15 protein-coding genes are annotated in these 15,281 nt (G+C 36.5%); 2 read left to right on the forward strand and 13 right to left on the reverse strand.

The genetic code is table 11. The features are described 5' to 3' along the window. Positions 1 to 82 precede the first annotated feature (82 nt). The gene (gene zwf, locus ACWNMY_RS03315) at positions 83 to 1,564 is read left to right on the forward strand and encodes a glucose-6-phosphate dehydrogenase (protein WP_449536865.1); all 1,482 of its coding nucleotides are present in this window, start codon (positions 83 to 85) and stop codon (positions 1,562 to 1,564) included. A gap of 76 nt (positions 1,565 to 1,640) precedes the next feature. Here the strand turns inward: zwf and ACWNMY_RS03320 are convergent, their stop codons facing one another. The 8 genes from ACWNMY_RS03320 to mce all read right to left on the reverse strand — a co-directional run bounded on the left by ACWNMY_RS03320 (position 1,641) and on the right by mce (position 10,724). Then, on the reverse strand, positions 1,641 to 2,966 hold the full coding sequence (locus ACWNMY_RS03320) for a 6-phospho-alpha-glucosidase (RefSeq protein WP_449536866.1): 1,326 nt from the start codon (positions 2,964 to 2,966) through the stop codon (positions 1,641 to 1,643). Positions 2,967 to 3,031: 65 nt separating this feature from the next. Continuing rightward, positions 3,032 to 4,633, reverse strand: a complete 1,602-nt coding sequence (locus ACWNMY_RS03325) for a PTS transporter subunit EIIC (RefSeq protein ID WP_449536867.1) — start codon at positions 4,631 to 4,633, stop codon at positions 3,032 to 3,034. A gap of 121 nt (positions 4,634 to 4,754) precedes the next feature. After that, the gene (locus tag ACWNMY_RS03330; protein WP_449536868.1) at positions 4,755 to 5,534 is read right to left on the reverse strand and encodes a MurR/RpiR family transcriptional regulator; all 780 of its coding nucleotides are present in this window, start codon (positions 5,532 to 5,534) and stop codon (positions 4,755 to 4,757) included. 101 nt (positions 5,535 to 5,635) lie between these two features. After that, positions 5,636 to 6,895, reverse strand: coding sequence for a DNA polymerase IV (locus ACWNMY_RS03335; RefSeq protein WP_449536869.1), 1,260 nt, complete (start codon positions 6,893 to 6,895; stop codon positions 5,636 to 5,638). Positions 6,896 to 6,968: 73 nt separating this feature from the next. After that, complete coding sequence (locus ACWNMY_RS03340) at positions 6,969 to 7,433, reverse strand: chemotaxis protein CheW (RefSeq protein WP_449536870.1); 465 nt, start codon at positions 7,431 to 7,433, stop codon at positions 6,969 to 6,971. 123 nt (positions 7,434 to 7,556) lie between these two features. After that, positions 7,557 to 8,675: a tripeptidase T gene (locus tag ACWNMY_RS03345; protein WP_449536871.1), complete on the reverse strand. Its 1,119-nt coding sequence runs from the start codon at positions 8,673 to 8,675 to the stop codon at positions 7,557 to 7,559. A 78-nt stretch (positions 8,676 to 8,753) separates the two neighbouring features. After that, on the reverse strand, positions 8,754 to 10,304 hold the full coding sequence (locus ACWNMY_RS03350; protein WP_449536872.1) for an acyl-CoA carboxylase subunit beta: 1,551 nt from the start codon (positions 10,302 to 10,304) through the stop codon (positions 8,754 to 8,756). After that, the gene (gene mce / locus ACWNMY_RS03355) at positions 10,305 to 10,724 is read right to left on the reverse strand and encodes a methylmalonyl-CoA epimerase (RefSeq protein ID WP_449536873.1); all 420 of its coding nucleotides are present in this window, start codon (positions 10,722 to 10,724) and stop codon (positions 10,305 to 10,307) included. It abuts the gene before it with no gap. A 237-nt stretch (positions 10,725 to 10,961) separates the two neighbouring features. On the opposite strand from mce, the gene prli42 reads away from it, so the two are divergent. Further along, positions 10,962 to 11,054, forward strand: a complete 93-nt coding sequence (prli42, locus tag ACWNMY_RS03360; RefSeq protein ID WP_149917164.1) for a stressosome-associated protein Prli42 — start codon at positions 10,962 to 10,964, stop codon at positions 11,052 to 11,054. A 46-nt stretch (positions 11,055 to 11,100) separates the two neighbouring features. Here the strand turns inward: prli42 and ACWNMY_RS03365 are convergent, their stop codons facing one another. From ACWNMY_RS03365 to ACWNMY_RS03385, 5 genes are all read right to left on the reverse strand, one after another. Further along, on the reverse strand, positions 11,101 to 12,057 hold the full coding sequence (locus ACWNMY_RS03365) for an aromatic acid exporter family protein (protein WP_449536874.1): 957 nt from the start codon (positions 12,055 to 12,057) through the stop codon (positions 11,101 to 11,103). A gap of 148 nt (positions 12,058 to 12,205) precedes the next feature. Further along, the gene (locus ACWNMY_RS03370; RefSeq protein ID WP_449536875.1) at positions 12,206 to 12,940 is read right to left on the reverse strand and encodes an amino acid ABC transporter ATP-binding protein; all 735 of its coding nucleotides are present in this window, start codon (positions 12,938 to 12,940) and stop codon (positions 12,206 to 12,208) included. Further along, positions 12,933 to 13,592, reverse strand: a complete 660-nt coding sequence (locus ACWNMY_RS03375) for an amino acid ABC transporter permease (protein ID WP_449538376.1) — start codon at positions 13,590 to 13,592, stop codon at positions 12,933 to 12,935. Before ACWNMY_RS03375 ends, ACWNMY_RS03370 begins: the two co-directional genes overlap by 8 nt. Positions 13,593 to 13,631: 39 nt before the next feature. Beyond that, on the reverse strand, positions 13,632 to 14,417 hold the full coding sequence (locus ACWNMY_RS03380; protein WP_449536876.1) for a transporter substrate-binding domain-containing protein: 786 nt from the start codon (positions 14,415 to 14,417) through the stop codon (positions 13,632 to 13,634). A 356-nt stretch (positions 14,418 to 14,773) separates the two neighbouring features. Beyond that, the gene (locus ACWNMY_RS03385; RefSeq protein WP_449536877.1) at positions 14,774 to 15,211 is read right to left on the reverse strand and encodes a BrxA/BrxB family bacilliredoxin; all 438 of its coding nucleotides are present in this window, start codon (positions 15,209 to 15,211) and stop codon (positions 14,774 to 14,776) included. Positions 15,212 to 15,281: the final 70 nt, after the last annotated feature.

The following is a 15,281-nucleotide window of genomic DNA, read 5'->3' on the forward strand; positions in this document are numbered from 1 at the left end:
ATTAGTTGATTTACTAAACAAAAAAGTTTACATTTAATAAATATAATTAAGAAAAATAATGCTTGAAAAGTGGGGAATGTAAATGACAGCACCAAAATCAATCGTTATTATTTTTGGAGCAACAGGTGACCTTGCGAATCGAAAGCTATATCCTTCTATATATAACTTATATGCGAAAGGTAAACTTTCTGAGGATTTCGCGGTTATAGGTGTTGCAAGACGTCCATTAAAAAATGATGAATTTCAACAAAATGTTAGGAACTCTGTAGCTGGGAAGTTTGAAGAACATAATGCAGACATCGAGAAATTTTCGAAGCATTTTTACTATCTTCCTTTTAATGTGAAAGACAGTGCTTCCTATAGAGAGCTTAAGGGTCTTGCGGAGCAATTAGACACCACCTATCATACAGAAGGTAATAGAATTTTTTATCTAGCCATGGCTCCTGAGTTTTTTGGTACAATTGCTGAAAATATAAAATCAGAGGGGTTAACTTCAACAGCTGGGTATAATCGTCTTGTTATTGAAAAACCTTTTGGGCATAATCTCCCTTCTGCTAAGCAACTTAATGAACAACTCCGTCAAGCCTTTTCAGAGGATGAAATTTACAGAATCGATCATTACTTAGGCAAGGAAATGGTCCAAAATATCGAAGTAATTCGTTTTGCAAATGCGATATTTGAACCACTATGGAACAATCGTTACATATCAAACATTCAAGTAACTTCGAGCGAAGTTTTAGGTGTAGAAGACCGTGGGGGCTATTACGAAAAATCTGGTGCCCTTCGAGACATGGTTCAAAACCACATGTTACAAATGGTTGCGCTCCTCGCGATGGAGCCACCTATCAAATTAAATACAGATGAAATTCGAAGTGAAAAAATTAAAGTGTTACGTGCCCTACGACCTTTAGAAGATGATGAAGTGAAAAACTATTTTGTAAGAGGGCAATATGGTTCAGGTACCATTAATGGAAAACAGGTCCCTGGCTATCGTGAAGAGGAAAATGTAGATCCTCAGTCCAATACCGCTACTTTTGTTGCCGGGAAATTGTTAATTGACAATTTCAGATGGGCTGGAGTACCTTTTTATATTCGTACAGGGAAACGAATGAAAGAAAAGTCGACAAAAATTGTTGTTCAGTTCAAGGATATTCCGATGGATTTATATTATAAAGAGGAAAATGATCGTCAAAATCCAAACCTACTTGTAATTAATATCCAACCAGATGAGGGAATTACACTTTATTTGAATGCAAAAAGACCAGGTCAAAATACAATGACATTACCTGTTAAACTTGATTATTGCAATAACTGTATAGATGGGATTAATACACCTGAGGCTTATGAAAAGTTGATTTTTGACTGTATGATGGGTGATACTACAAACTTTGCTCATTGGGATGAAGTTGCTCTTTCATGGCGTTTTGTTGATTCAATCTCAAAAGTATGGGAAAATCAAATCTCAACTGAATTTCCAAACTATCCATCCGGAACTTCAGGACCTAAAGCTGCAGATGCATTGTTAGAAAATGATGGCTTCCACTGGTGGCCTGCTGAGGATTAATACAATAAATCTCTGGTTAAAATGGAAAAGGCGATAAAGCTCACTGCTTTTATCGCCTTTTTCTTCATGTTCATTTTTAGCTTAGTTCAGGCCAGTACCCTTTATTAGCTTCGATTAAATCATCTAAGATTTCTTTAGCCACCTGTGCACTAGGGACTGTCTTTGAAAGTGTTAATGCCTGCCATAATTTTTGATAACTGCCTTCAATATAGGCTTGTACCACTAATTTTTCAACTGTCACCTGCTGGTACATTAACGCTCTTTGGAAATCTGGAATTTTCCCTTGGCTTAATGGCTCTGGACCATCGCTTCCGACAATACATGGTACTTCAACCATGGCATCATCATCAAAGTTAGCAATCGCACCATTGTTCTCCACAATTAATAGCATTCTTTCATGAGTGTTAAAGGCAATCGCTCTGGCCAAATCAACTACGAAAGTAGCATGTGCACCCATTTCAAATTCGCAGCCTTCTGCTGTTCCATTTTCAATAATGGTTCTTGCTGTTGAAAAGACTGTCTTTTCTCTGCCAGCGATAACTTCATTTGCCCTTGTGTGTTCTGGGTTAGAAGTCTTCACCACATAGTCAGGATATAAATAATATTTTAAATACGTATTTGGCAAGAATCTCGGATCAACTGCTAACAAGTCCTTTGCTTTTTTATGAGTATCCTGCCAACTAGCATCTGTATGCTGAGTATCTACTTCCTTTTGAGTTAAATAGCCATTTTCTGCAACAAAGTTGCGTAGTTGAGGAAGATATTCGTTACCCTCTTTATCTTTTACACTTGTCCACCAACCAAAGTGGTTTAAGCCGAAATAACGTACTTCTAAATCTTGTGGTTCTTTACCAACGATATGTGACATTCTACGTAGCGTGCCTACAGGCATATCACAAATATTCAATACCTTTGAATTTGGACGGAGAACACGGCAAGCTTCTGCTACAATAGATGCTGGATTGGAATAGTTTAACATCCATGCATCAGGAGAATATTGTTCCATTATATCGATTAACTCGATCATATCACCGATACTTCTCATCCCATATGCAATACCACCGGGTCCACAAGTTTCTTGACCAACAACACCATGCTTTAATGGAATTTTTTCATCTTTTTCACGCATTTCATATTTTCCTGTGCGGATATGGGCAAAACAGAAGTCGATATCAGTAAATGCCTCTTCTGGGTCTGTTGTAAAACAATACTCAATATCCGGTGCTTTTTCTTTTAATACGATATCAATTGCTTCCCCTAAAACAGCTTGTCTTTCCTTGTCATTATCGTATAATTTTAATTTTCGAAGTGGAAAGCGGTCTAGGTTATCTAATAACATCATCACAATTCCTGGGGTATACGTACTTCCTCCACCTGCTATTACTACTGAAAACTTTTTCATGTTCTCCCATTCCCTTCTATCATTCTGTAGTTTCTTTGTTTGTAGAAAGAATTTATTTCACTATTTTACTCGTTTGAACTAAACCCTAAAAAGCTATCAACTTCTTTTCGAATATTTGTTACTTGTAAGCCATACACGACTTGTACATTATTACCTTTTATCACTACACCGCTTGCCCCTGTCTCTTTTTTCAACGTATCTTCGTTTACTACCTCAGGGTTGTCCAATGTTAAGCGGAGTCTAGTATAACAATTTGTAACTGTATTGATATTGCTTGCGCCACCTAGGGCATTAACAATAACGCCTGCAATTCCAGCATTTCCTTCAGGCATAGTAGTCTCTGTTTTTTCTTGGTTTTTCTTTTCGTTATATTCTTTCTTAGAATATAACTTTGTCTCGCTTCCTTCATCTTCTCTTCCGACAGTCTTAAAGTTAAATTTCACAATTAAGAAACGGAAGACTACATAGTAGATAACGAAGTATAGTATCCCTACTAAAATATACATTGGCCAATGTGTTTTTTCGATTCCTAGTGGTAAATTGAACAATAGGAAGTCAATCATTCCATTTGGACCAATCGCTCTCACATCTAATAGATTTAGCGTAACCATACTTAAACCACTTAACGCTGCGTGAACCACGAATAGCAACGGTGCTATAAACATGAATGAGAACTCAATTGGTTCAGTGACACCAGCAATAATAGATGTAACAGCAGCTGGAATTAAAATTGCTTTTACTTTACCTTTATTTTCAGGCTTTGCTGTATGGTACATCGCTAAACAAGCCCCAATTAATCCGAACATTTTAGAAATACCACGTGCATCCCATATTACACTTTCTGAAAGAACCTTAACTGTTGGGTCGGCGATTTCTGCATAGTAGATATTTCTAGCCCCTTCAAATACTTGGCCACCAACTTCTGCAACACCACCTAATGATGTATACAAAAATGGCGTATAAATTAAATGATGTAGTCCTGTTGGAATTAATAAACGTTCTAATGCACCATATAGGAATATTCCAAAGCTTCCACTATGATTGATCAGATTTCCAAGGTTGTTAATACCAGCTTGGAAGAATGGCCATATAAACGTAAGTGCTATCGATAAAAGTACAACAACTGGGATTAGTACGATAAAGACAAATCTTGATCCACCGTATATTTGAAATGCTCCCTTAAAATCTGTATCAATGAATTTGTTATGAACCATAGCGGTGATAATTCCTAGAATCAATCCAAGAAATACACCCATATCTAGAATTTGCACACCAAGGACTAAGGTTTGTCCAGTTCCTTGTAGAGACTCTCCTTCAACAAGTACCCCACTAAGCTCCATAAATTTATTCATGGCATTTACAAATACCAAGTAGCCTAATAAAGCAGTAAAACCTGCGACAGCCTTATCTTTATTAGCCAATCCTACTGTTATTCCTACGCAAAAAATGAGCCCCAAGTTACCGAGAATTGAAACCAATGATCCTGTTAAGATTGTTCCAAATCCGGTAGTAATGGGATTATCCAAAAATGGAATAAATTCCAATAATCTCGCGTTTGTTAATAAATTTCCTAGTGCAATTAAAATACCTGCAATCGGCAAAATAAGTACCGGAATGAACATCGCTTTTGAAAAACGTTGCATGCCTTCCATGACTTTCGTTTTCATTTTGCCTTCCCCTCCTGTAAATGTTATCGTTTTCGTTGACAGATTTAGAATACAATGTAACCGTTTTATAGTCGATAGATTCTGCCATATAAAAAACGTGTTTCACACATTGAAACACGTTTCACTCACTATTATCTTTCTCTTTTTTAATAAGAAATGATTCAACGTACTGCTTAACGATGAATTCGAACATCAATGTTAGTCTAGGAAAAAAGCTGTTTGGTAGCATATTTCGATCATCTAGTTTATTATGATCGATAATTTTAAAGTTTAAATCTGATAGTTCAGCAATCCGATTATTTGTTTCTTTTGTGAAAGATACAGTAAAGATATGGTGTTCCTTTGCAGCTAGTAATTTATCAACAACCACCTGAGTTTCTCCAGACTTTGAAATGACGACCAATGCACTAATATCTTCCAGGTTATTTTCAAATACACCAATCGAATCTGTTCCACTTGCAAAGATCGTTTTCCTTCCTAATACTAGTAGTTTTTTGTATAAATACTCTGCAGCAATAGCAGAAAAACCGGTAGCGTAAATAAAAATATAACTTTGCTGGAGGTTGAGTACTTTCTGAATAAATGTTTCTATATCTTCCATCGAATTATGTTCCATGTAATCTCTCTGGTTAATCTCAAAAAAATCTTCAGACAGAGCGTTTTCTGATATATCTGCTTTTTTGACAAGTGGTAGGAGCTGATAATACATATCGACAAACCCCGCATAGCCTAACTTTTTTGACAACCGAATGACTGTTGCTGGAGAAGTAAAGTTTTCTTTTGCTATTTTCCGTACACCCATTTGCAAAACTGTGTCAATATTCGCCACTATATATTGGACGAGTTGAACATCTATATCAGATAAATTTTTCCCTTGGATAATTTTGCTAATATCAATCATTTTTTCCTCACTCTCGCTCTATGAGAGCCTTTGTTATTAATAATACTTGATGTAGTTAGGTAAACTTTCTCTTTATGTTAGGAAAGTTTATATTAAAGCCTCTACTTATTATCAGTTAAAAAGTCTTTTTCAAAACTAGTTCCATGATCATTGTTTCGTGGGGTTTGATTTTTAGGGAGTTTGATTCCATTTGACACAATCTCTTTCCCATATTTGCCCTTTAATTGATCAATCACCTTTAATAATGGCTCTTTTTTAGCTTCCTTTTCATAAGAAAAGATATCAAGCTGCTTAAATGCCTCATTTTTCTCGACTAAGTCCTGAGCTGTAACACCTAATAAACGGATGGGTTCCTCATTCCAGTGATTTTTCCATAATCGGATTGCTGCTTGAAGAATTTCTTTATCCTGATCAATAGGGTTATCCAACTTCCGACTTCTTGTAACAGTTTTGCGATCCGCATATCGCAACGTCAGTTGGACATTGTTTGTTAGCATTTCCTTTCTTCTAATTCTTTCACCTACAGAAGCTGACAGCCGTTTTAACACACCCAAAAGCTCCTCCTCATTTGTCGAGTCATATGGTAGAGTTGATGAATTACCGATGCTTTTAAACACGGAAATAGAATCAGGATCAACGGGACGATCATCAATACCATTTGCCCGTTGCTTAAGCCGCGCTCCATTAATTCCTAACAGCTGCTTTAGTTGAATTTCATTTCCCTTTGCAAGTTCGCCAATCGTTTTAATATTTATAGTCGCTAATTTTTCGGCTGTTTTTTTTCCTACGCCATGCATTTCACCTGCAGGCAATGGCCAGAGAATTGATTGAACATCTCTCTTACGTAATACAGTAATTCCTAATGGTTTTTTCATATCAGATGCGGTCTTTGCTAGAAATTTATTTGGTGCAATCCCGATACTACAAGGAAGCAGTAGTGATTTTTGTATTGTTTCTTGAATTGATTTGGCTATCTCAATGGGAGATCCCTTCTCATAACAAGTTGTTATATCAAGATACCCTTCATCAATCGAGACTGGTTCTACTAGATCAGTATATGAACGGAGAATGTCAAACATTGCCAAAGAAGCCTTACGGTATCGTTCAAAATTCGGCTTCATTACAATCAGGTTGGGACATTTTTTCCTCGCCTCCCACAAGGGCATAGTGGTTTTCACACCAAATGCTCTAGCCTCATAGCTGCAAGTAATAATGATACCCTTTCTTTCCTCAACGTTTCCTGCGATTGCAACTGGTTTCCCCTGCAAGCTAGGATCATACGCGATTTCGACTGAGGCGTAAAAACTATTCATGTCCACATGTAAAATAACTTTTCCATTTTTCGGATACATTTCTTTCATGTTTAACACTTCCTAGAAACTATTCAAACTGAATAATGATACACTATCATTAGTTTATCATAGAAAAAACCACCTATTCTTGGTGGCTGTGAATGTGTTCTTTAATAACTTCGAAACCTTCTATATCTTCAAAAAGCTTAAAAGGATCGAGCAATGTAATTAGTCTATCATTAAGCGTAGCTACTCCAGATATGTAAGGAGATAGCTGATATGTTAGATTTAATTGTTTCAGTTGACTATGAGGAATATCTAGTATTTCCTTTGCATCATCTACAAGTAAACCTACTGATAATGAATCTGTTTTCGTGACAATAATTCTTGTTTTTTCGGTAGGTTCTATCTTTTTACTAAATAAGAGAATACCTGTATCTACAATTGGAACGAGCTCATCACGAATTGTTAATACGCCTTGCATATAGCTTGGCATATGGGGGATTGTATTTAGCTGTTGTGATTTTTCGATAGAAATGACATGTAGTACAGGTATACCAAATTCCTCATTTCCAGTAGAAAACACAACGACCTTTTCATTTTCCATCAAACTTCACCTCTATATGGTACGACCATTTTACTATTATTATCATACTGCACCTATTTCGTAAAAGAAATAGAAAAAAGTGAAACTCCTAGTTTATCTCAGGACTTTCACTTTTTTGAAAAGTTATCTTGCCACTTCTTCCGCAATTGCAACTATTAATTCAGCTGTTTTTACTAGTTCCTCAATCGGCATTTTTTCATTAGTTGTATGAATATCCTCATAGCCAACTGCAAGGTTAACAGTAGGAATGCCATGTCCTGCTATCACGTTAGCGTCACTGCCTCCACCACTTTGTTGGAGTTCACTTTGTCTTCCAATTTTAGCAGCAGCACGTTTTGCTACTTCCACCACATGGTCTCCATCTGCAAACTTAAAACCAGGATACATAACAGTAATTTCAACTTCTGCTCTACCGCCCATATCTGCTGCAACTGTTTCAAACGCATCTTTCATTTTTTGCACTTGATTTTCCATTTTCTCAGTTACTAATGAACGTGCCTCAGCTAATATTTCAACATGGTCACACACAATATTTGTTTGCGTACCACCTTCAAATCTGCCAATATTTGCAGTTGTTTCTTCATCAATACGTCCTAACGGCATTTTAGAGATTGCTTTTGCCGCAATCGTAATTGCTGAAACACCTTTTTCAGGGGCAACACCCGCATGTGCGGTTTTTCCAATTATGGTTGCTCTTACTTTCGCTTGAGTAGGTGCTGCTACGATGATGTTGCCTACTTTTCCATCACTATCAAGTGCGTAGCCATATTTAGCTGTGATCATTGAACGATCAATTGCTTTTGCTCCAACTAATCCTGACTCTTCACCAACCGTAATAATAAATTCGATTTTCCCGTGAGGAATTTGATTTTCTTTAAGTACTCGAATTGCTTCAAACATTGCAGCAAGTCCTGCCTTGTCGTCAGCTCCTAAAATTGTTGTACCATCTGTGATGATATATCCATCCTGAATAGAGGGCTTAATTCCTTTTCCGGGAACAACAGTATCCATATGGGATGTGAAATAAATTGTATCTGCCTCATTCTTTGTACCTTCAAGAGTACAAATTAAATTCCCCGCACCATGCCCGGTTTGAGAGATTGTATCATCCTCCACTACATGAACACCTAATGCTGTGAACTTTTCCTTTAACACCTTAGCAATTTCTGATTCAAATTTTGTTTCTGAGTCTACTTGAACAAGCTCTAAGAATTCCTCAACAAGTCTATCCTGATTAATCATTCTATGTACCTCCAAGATGTATCGTAATGTAAATTAGCCTATCATATTATCATCAAAAATCAAATTGATTTATTTCTCTTATAATGGAATGTTGCCATGCTTTTTCTTTGGACGACTCTCCTTTTTATTACGAAGCATTTCAAGAGCCTGGATGATTTTTATTCTCGTCTCTCGAGGGTCGATTACATCGTCTACCATTCCTTGACTTGCTGCAACATAAGGATTTGCAAATTTTTCCCGATATTCTTCTATTTTTTGTGCACGTGTTTTTTCAGGATCCGCACTTTCATTAATTTCACGCGCAAAAATAATATTGGCTGCCCCTTGTGGACCCATTACAGCTATTTCCGCATTCGGCCATGCGAATACTAAATCTGCCCCGATCGATTTACTATTTAAAGCTACATACGCACCGCCATATGCTTTTCTAAGAATGACGGTCAGTTTCGGCACGGTCGCTTCAGAGTATGCATATAGTATCTTCGCTCCATGACGAATAATTCCACCGTGCTCTTGTTTAACCCCTGGAAAGAATCCAGTAACGTCCTCAAACGTAATAAGCGGGATGTTAAACGAATCACAAAAACGAATGAATCTTGATGCTTTATCGGATGAATCAATATCAAGTCCTCCAGCCATATACTTCGGCTGATTACATACAAGACCCACAACTTCCCCCTTCACCCGAGCAAGTCCAACCACAATATTTTTGGCAAAATCTTTATGAACCTCCATAAATGATTCCTCATCAACTACTTGATGTATTACCTTTCTAACATCATACGGTCTAACAGCGTCAAAAGGAATCGTATCAGTTAGGTCTGGCCGATAATCATCAGTATCTTCAATAGGGACAATAGGAGCTTTTTCTTCATTATTTTGAGGAAGATAACTCACCAGTTCTCTTACCTGTGAAAGTACATCTTCTTCCGTTTTTCCAGAAAAATGTGCGTTACCACTTATAGAATTATGTACACTTGCTCCACCTAAGTCCTCAGAGCTAATTTTCTCTCCCGTTACGGTCTCAATTACTTTGGGGCCGGTTATAAACATCTGGGACGTTTTCTCAACCATAAAAACAAAGTCAGTTATTGCCGGAGAGTATACTGCCCCACCTGCACAAGGACCCATGATCACAGAAATTTGCGGAATGACGCCTGAATATATCGCATTTCTATAAAAAATATGGCCGTACCCATCTAGCGAGACAACTCCTTCTTGAATTCGTGCCCCGCCTGAATCATTTAAACCAATAAAAGGCGCACCATTCTTAGCAGCAAGGTCCATTACATTCGCAATTTTTTTTGCATGCATCTCCCCAAGTGCTCCGCCAAAAACAGTAAAATCTTGTGAAAATAAATAGACCGGTCTTCCTTTTATTTTTCCGTAACCAGTGACCACGCCATCACCTGGTCCTTTTTTATCAGCCAAACCAAAATCAATACTACGATGTTCAATAAAAGGATTTAGCTCAATAAAAGTATCTTTATCTAGTAATATATCAATTCTTTCTCTTGCCGTTAATTTACCCTTTTCATGTTGTTTTTCAATTTTTTCATCTCCGCCACCTAATTCAACCTCACGACGTCGATCGTACAGCTCATTAATTTTTTCGTAGATGTCTACCATTTATTCATTTGCCTCCTTACTAGGTTTCTCACAGAGTTCGTATAATACACTGCCTGTTGATTTAGGATGCATAAAAGCAATTTTGGCTCCACCTGCACCTCTCTTCGGCTCGTCTTGAAGCATTTTAATCCCATTTTCTTTGATCTCTTGGATACGCTCTTCTATTGAAGTGACTCCTAATGCAATGTGATGGATGCCTTCACCACGTTTTTCAATAAACTTGGCAATTGGACTTTCAGGAGAAAGGGGCTCTAAAAGTTCTAGCTTGGATTCTCCTATTTTGATAAAAGCAACCTTTACTTTCTCTGATTCAACTTCTTCAATTCCTTCTACTTGTAGTTTAAGAACATTTGTATAGTATGGTAGGGAGCTTTCAATGGAGTTGACTGCAATCCCAATATGATCTATTTTTTTTATCATGTAACTCCTCCTCTTAGCGAGCGCTCGCTCATTATGTAAGCGTTTAATCTCATTACCTAAGTTAAAAAAGTCTAATTGCAATGGCACAAAAGTACATTGTTCAGTATTTCTATTGTAGCATGAAATCAAATAAAATTGTGTATTTTCAGTCTTTATATAACTCACTTATTGGTTGTCCAACTCTCGTTTTCGAGGTAAAATATGAAGTAAATATGTAAGCAGAAGGGAGTATGAAAAGTGTCCCGTAAAACTCAAAAAATTGTCGTTTATTTAATGATTGCTGTTATGTTAATAACAACTCTATTAGCAGGCGTTGGTATGTGGTTTTAATAATTGAGGAAGCTTGATTCAATGGTAAAAGGTGACCTTGTAGTGGTCACCTTTTCGTCTCGCTTCTAAATAATCTTTTAATAATTAAGTACTCCTCCATCTCTTTGACAAACTGGAATAGAGCAGCTCTTGACTCGAATTCTTCCCTCGTACTTGGTAACGGCATTTCTCTAAATGTTTTTCTCATCGTATCAAGCTTATCTAAGAATTTACTCGCTGTGTTACCCGGATGAATAGACCGGCTAACCTCTTCAATGAAGTCTGCAACCATTTTCCCCTGTTCTACCGATAGCGTAATTGAAGTGATGGTCGGTAACATTCTTTGAAGGATCTCAAACTGTTTTTCCCTCATAGTAAAATACGTAAAATATGTACTTTCCTCTCTTAATAAGCTATTCTCTACATCGCGGTACGCAATTCGCTTGGCCTTTTTCAATAATTCTTCAGTGGCTGTTATCTCTTTTCCATCCCAGATGCTCTCACCAGTCCGTAGAAAATGAACCATCTCATTTAAAATGTTACCAAACAAGTCTTCAATTTCTTGCTGGTATAACTTAAGTTGGTTATCCACACTTGGCATATAAAGATTTACAATTAGTGCTATCCCAATTCCGATAATGATTAATCCGAGTTCGTTTAGTACCAATCCAATTGTTACTTTTCCTGCCGAAAAGATGTGCAGGATGATAACTGTACTCGTTACAATGCCGTCCTTTGCCTTCACAGCGACCAGTGTCGGAATAAAAAATATGAGTAACAATCCTATTGTGATTGGATAATATCCAATACCCTCAAAGAATACAAATGAAAAAGCAATACCTAAAACACAGGCAACGAAACGTTCCCATGAGCTCTCAAGGGATTTTTTTCTGGTTACTTTAATACACAAGATTGTGAGAATTCCCGCCGATGCGAAGCTATCTAATTCAAGTAATTTTGCAAGTAAAATAGAAATAGTCGTCCCTATAGCAGTTTTTAATGTACGGTACCCTATTTTCATCAACATTCATCTCCTATAAGAAACCTTTCTCCATTTGATTATATAGATTTACCATGGAAAGATAAAATTTACCATAAAAAAGTAGATAAATGCCAGTTTTATTGAATCATAAGAAACAAAAAAAGAATGACCACTAGGATCATTCCCTCTTTTATAAAACCTTTTCTAAAAATTCATGTGCCCTCTTGCTTTTCGGGTTTGTAAAAAACTCATCCGGTGTTGTTTCTTCAACAATTGCACCATCATCCATAAATAAAACACGGTCTGCCACTTCACGAGCAAATCCCATCTCATGGGTCACGATTAACATGGTCATTCCAGTATGAGCTAACCCTTTCATAACATTCAGAACCTCTTTTACCATTTCAGGATCTAGAGCAGAAGTAGGCTCGTCAAACAACATAATTTCAGGCTCCATCGCCAATGCTCTTGCAATCGCAACCCTTTGTTTTTGACCTCCGGAAAGGCGATTAGGATATTCCTTTGCCTTTTCGGATAACCCAACTTGCTTTAATAATTCATTGCCTTTGGCTTCAGCCTCTGACTTTGAGATTCCTTTTACCTTCATTGGTGCATATGTTAGATTATCGAGCACTGTTTTATGTGGAAAGAGATGAAAATGTTGAAACACCATTCCAATATGCTGACGAACCTTCGTAATATTTGTTTTTGCGTTTGTAATCTCATCACTTCCAACCCAAATATGTCCTTGTGTTGGGGTTTCTAGTAAGTTTAAACATCTTAGAAATGTAGACTTTCCTGAACCAGAAGGGCCGATAATGGCTACAACTTCACCTTGTTTAAAAGTGGTCGTAATTCCTTTTAACACATCTAGTTTACCAAATGATTTATATAAACCTTCTACTTTGATATGATCGTTATTCACTACGACGCAACCTCCTCTCAAGTCTTCCACCTAGGAATGTGAGAATTGTAACGATAATCCAATAAACTAAACCAGCAATTAAAAGTGGTTCAAAATAGCGGAACGTATTAGATCCTACAACTTGAGCACGCCTCATAATATCCAATAAGCCAATTGTACTTACAAGTGCAGATTCCTTTGTTAAGGTAACAAATTCATTTAATAGTGCAGGTAAGATATTCTTGATTGCCTGTGGCAAAATAATATCCTTCATCATTGGCTGGTACGGGATTGCCAGTGCTTCTGCTGCTTCTTGTTGTCCTTTATCAACTGCCTGAATACCTGCTCGAATAATTTCTGAGATATATGCACCTGAATTTAAACCAAAAGCCAAGACTCCAGCTGCAAACTTATCTATATCATATTGAAAAAGCTGTGGAACTGCAAAATAAATAAGAACTAGTTGAAGGATAAGTGGTGTCCCTCGAAAAATAGATGTATAAATATCTGCAAACCACTTTAAATATGAGATTTTACTTATTTTAAAAATCGCTAATATTGTTCCGAGAAGTAAACCTAAAATTGCCGATACTAGTGCAAAGGATACCGTGATACCGATTCCTTCTAGTATAAACGGAATTGAAGGCACGATTCCGGAAAAATCAATATCCAAACCCATGCCTTGCACCTCATTTCTACTAAAAATTTGTTGTTATTCTTCCATCCACTGTTTCTCTAATTTTTCTAATTCGCCATTCTCTTTCATTTCTTCTAAAACCTTGTTAAATTCTTCTACTAGTTCATTGCCTTTAGAAAAAGCAATCGCCATTCCTGGTGAAGCCTCAGTTGGGTCATCAAAGCCTGTAAGACCTAGCTCTTCAATAAAGCCAATTGCAACAGTCTTATCTAAATATACAGCATCGATTCTTCCAGCTTTAAGCTCTTGAATTAGCTCAGGAGCTTTATTTAACGCTGAAATTTCAAGGTTTTTCAGTTGTTCTGCTTGTATTTTCTTAGCGCCCTCTTCTTGGATTGATCCTAACTGAACACCAACTTTTTTCCCGTCTAAATCTTCAAAAGATGTAACATCTGAATCCTTTAATGTAACAAACATTTCACCTGATTTATGATATTCGGTTGAAAATTCCACACTTTTCTTACGCTCATCTGTTGCTGACATACCTGAAATAATAAAATCAAGGCGTTCAGATTGTAATGCGCTTATTAAACCACCAAAATCCATGTTTTCGATTTTAAGTTCATATCCAAGCTCATTAGCAATATGTTTAGCTAAATCTATATCAAAACCAATATAGTCACCAGTTTTTTCGTCGATCGTTTCAAATGGTGGGAAGTCAGCTGATGTCCCCATAGTTAAAACCTTTTTTGTGTCTGTACCTTCATCTGTCCCAGATCCATTATCATCACTTGTACCACATGCAGCTAATAGCAATACTGATAGAAAAGTAATCATTGATACTAGTAAAAATTTCTTCATTATGTTTTCCCCCAATGTTGGTTATTTATATTTATTCGATAGAATGTATTTTAACACATCTGTATAAATATACAATATGTTTTTTAAAAATAATAATAGATTGATAATTCTCTCATTTTCGGTAAAAACTTCAGTTTTTTACCTTTACTATAATTTAATCTATTAAACAATAAAGACTGTCCTATAGTGATTTACAGCCAACTATCACTTTTCATCAACTTATCAAGATTGCTTTTAAAAACTTTGTATAGAATAGTATTTTGTTTTTTCCATAATGAATAATAATGTATATTTTCTTACGTTATTATTCAAAAAATCACTGCCTAAGGCAAAAAAAAGAAGCCCTAAGGCCTCTTTTACATTTCTTCACAATATTCTTCAAACGATTCTTGTAATTTATTTATAACAGCCATTGGCTCATGCCCTTCAATCTCGTGGCGCTCAATCATTTTTACAATCTTACCATCTTTTAATAATGCAAAGGATGGTGAGGACGGTGGATATCCTTCAAAAAAGGATCTTGCTTTCTCTGTTGCTGCTTTATCTTGACCTGCAAACACTGTGACAAGTTGATCTGGGCGCTTATCATAATGAATTGCATGAGCAGCAGCTGGTCTTGCAATCCCGCCAGCACAACCACAAACTGAATTAACCATAACTAGAGTTGTTCCTTTACGGTTAAGTACTTCCTCTACCTCTTCAGGTGTTTTTAGCTCTTGATATCCAGCCTCCGTAATTTCTTTTCTGGCTGTTTGAACAATATCATTCATAAATAGATTAAAATCTACTTCCATGTTATACACTCCTTCAAATAACAAAATATATTGATTATCTTTATCATATCAATTTGCTATATGTTATGAC

The sequence above is a fragment of the Ferdinandcohnia sp. Marseille-Q9671 genome (genome assembly GCF_976954385.1).